Here is a 2,849-nt window from a genome sequence, read left to right as displayed (position 1 = left end):
CCATGACCAGAAGGCGATGGCGATAAAGATCGCCACGGCGTTGATCTCGAGGCGCCTGCCGACCACCATCGGCGTCACGAACTGGCCTTCGACGATGTCGCACAAGATCACGAAGGCCGGCGCCAGAAGCGCGTAGAAGATGGTATCGAAGCTGATCAACGCCATGACCGTGACAAGCACGATGGTGATCAGTGCTCCGACATAGGGCAGGAAATTGAGCAGGGCGGCAGCAACGCCCCAGACCAGCGGATTGGGCACGCCGAGCGCCCAAAGACCGAGAGCGATGACCGTGCCGAGGCCGGCATTGATGATGGTGACGGTGAGCAGATAGTGCGAGATTTCGCGTTCGACGTCATAGACGACGCGCAGCGCCCGCTTCTTTTCGCTGAGGCTGGCGAAGGACTGGATGATCTTTTCATAAAACATCGTGCCGGAGGCGAGCAGGAACAGCGACAGCACGAAGATAATGGTGAGGCCTGTTCCCGCCGACAGGATGTTGCTGGCGGCCGCCGACAGGATGCCGGACTGCGCCACCGCCACCTTCTGAATACCGGACTCCTGCGAGGTCTCGGTCAGTTGTTCGATCTGATGCGAAATCTGCATGATCTTCTCGAGCGGCTGTCGCAATTGCGCCAACCGTTCGGTGAGCTTCTGGCCGATCGACGAGGTGTTGTTGATAAGATCGATGATCGGGCCACTGAGCAGATAGCCGGCGGTGGCGAACACACAAAGGGACAACAGCACCAGAAGGGTTGCCGAGATCACTTCCGGGATACCGTGCTTGCGCAGCAGCCGGACGATCGGCGTCAGCGTCAGCGCCAGCAGGAAAGCCAGAAGCACTGGCATGAAAAAGGCGCGGGCGAAATAGAGCGCGTAGATGGCCATGAAGAGAAAGATGCCGATCAGCAACGAGCGCATCAGACGCGTGTCGGCGCGAGCCGCGACGCGCGAATCCGGTTCATCGGAAACGTCCTGTCCCCAGGCTGTGGGTTCGGTTTTCATGGTCACCCCTCAAGCCGGCGCCCCTTCGCACGGCAATCGCCTCCATGAAACGCAGAGTTACGGGCGAGGGTTCCATGAGCCGGCTTCGGGATTGAGGCCGCTCGCGCCGGCTCCGGGTCAGGCTGCCGGCGACGTGACGGCTGTGGCGGGCTTGGCTGTTTCCTTGCGCACGATCGGCGCCACCCTGGTGCCGTAGAGTTCGATCGCCTTCATGATCTTGGCGTGCGGCATGGTGCCGATCGCCATCTGCAGCAGGAAGCGGTCATTGCCGAGGATCTTGTGCTGGGCGACGATCTTTTCAGCCGCTTGCTCGGGACTGCCGACGAACAGGGCGCCTGTGGGGCCGCGCGACTGGTCGAAATGCGCCCGCGAGGTCGGACCCCAGCCGCGCTCGCGGCCGATGCGATTCATCACTTCCGCCTGCGGGCCGTAGAAATCGTCCGCCGCCTGCTCGGTCGTCTCGGCGATGAAGCCGTGCACGTTGATGCTGGTGGCAAGGCCCGCCGGATCACTGCCGGCGCGCTTGGCGGCTTCGCGGTAGAGATCGAACAGCGGCGCGAAACGCGCCGGCTCGCCGCCAATGATGGCGAGCGCCAGCGGCAGGCCGAGCGCGCCAGCGCGGGCGGCAGACTGCGGCGTGCCGCCAATGGCGATCCAGACCGGTAGCCTGTCCTGGAAGGGCCGGGGATAAACGCCGCGATCGTTGATCGGCGCACGCAGATTGCCCGACCAGGTGACCTTCACGCTGTCGCGGATGGCAAGCAGCAGATCGAGTTTTTCGGCGAACAGCTCGTCATAATCCTCGAGGTTGAAACCGAACAGCGGGAAGGATTCGATGAACGAGCCGCGCCCGGCCATGATCTCGGCGCGGCCGCCCGACAGAAGATCGAGCGTGGCAAATTGCTGGAAAACGCGCACCGGGTCATCGGAAGACAGAACGGTGACCGCGCTGGTCAGCTTGATGCGCTTCGAACGCTCGGCCGCCGCGGCCAGGGCCACGACCGGTGCGGAGGCGGCATAGTCGGGCCGGTGATGCTCGCCGAGGCCGAAGACGTCGAGGCCGACCTGGTCGGCCAGCTCGATCTCCTCGATCAGGTTGCGCAGCCGCTCATGCGGGCCGATGGCACCGGGGCCCGGCTGCGGGCTGACGTCGGCGAATGTGTAGAGACCGAGTTCCATTTGATGTCATCCTGGTGTTGGGTTTTCGGGTTAGACGTAGCGACGCCTCAGCCGCGCCGCCAGTGGGGCGGACGGTGAACAGTGCATGTCGGTTTCGGCTCTATCTCTTCGTCGCCATTCCGGACGGAAAACCGCTTCACACTTTTCCTGGAATTGCTCCAAAGGCGTCTCCCGAGTGCAACAGCCGACAATTTCATGGCTGCCATGCCGTTTTGGCGCTTGAACTCTCGGTTTTCGCGCGTATGTAAGCGTCGCGAATTGACTTCAGGGAAGTGGACTTGGCTATCTACAGGGAAAAAGACGTTTTCGAGCGGCGCAATGCCGCAAACGAGGCAAAGAAGGCGCTCCTCGAGCGCTTCAAGGCAAAGCCGGCGGCGGATGATCCCGCAGTGCTGGCGCGGCAGGCTGAACGCAAGGCTATCCTTGCGGCCCGCGAAATCCGCGAGGCCGAAAAGGCCCGGCTGAAGCAGGAGAAGCTGGCACGCGAAGCGGTCGAGAAGGCCGAGCGCGAGGCAGCAGCCGAAGCGGCACGTATCGCCGCCGAGGAAGCTGCACAGGCCGAGGCCAAGATTCGGGAATCCGAAGAGAACGAGCGCATCGCCCGTCTTCTGGCCGACGAAGCCGAACGCAAGGCCAAGCGTGACGCGCGTTATGCGGCACGCAAGCAG

The 2,849-nt window shown here is 63.1% G+C and carries 3 protein-coding genes; 1 reads left to right on the top strand and 2 read right to left on the bottom strand.

The features are described from left to right. Positions 1-1,002: AI-2E family transporter (locus tag EN879_RS30850; RefSeq protein WP_164774687.1), on the bottom strand; the 1,002-nt coding region annotated here is incomplete at its 3' end. A gap of 117 nt (positions 1,003-1,119) precedes the next feature. Next, entirely contained in the window at positions 1,120-2,181 is a 1,062-nt protein-coding gene (locus EN879_RS30845) for an LLM class flavin-dependent oxidoreductase (protein ID WP_127274478.1), read from the bottom strand. A gap of 278 nt (positions 2,182-2,459) precedes the next feature. Between EN879_RS30845 and EN879_RS30840 the strand changes: the two genes are divergently transcribed. Continuing rightward, a partial coding sequence (locus tag EN879_RS30840) for a DUF6481 family protein (protein ID WP_127274477.1) occupies positions 2,460-2,849 on the top strand: 390 nt, incomplete at its 3' end.

This window comes from Mesorhizobium sp. M7A.F.Ca.AU.002.02.1.1 (assembly GCF_003998535.1).
GTDB lineage: Bacteria > Pseudomonadota > Alphaproteobacteria > Rhizobiales > Rhizobiaceae > Mesorhizobium > Mesorhizobium ciceri.
This window is presented reverse-complemented; position numbering and strand designations above follow the sequence as displayed.

Excerpts from the sequence above, each read along its gene's own strand:
- EN879_RS30845 (WP_127274478.1), bottom strand. The coding sequence starts at position 2,181 with ATGGAACTCGGTCTCTACACATTCGCCGACGTCAGCCCGCAGCCGGGC.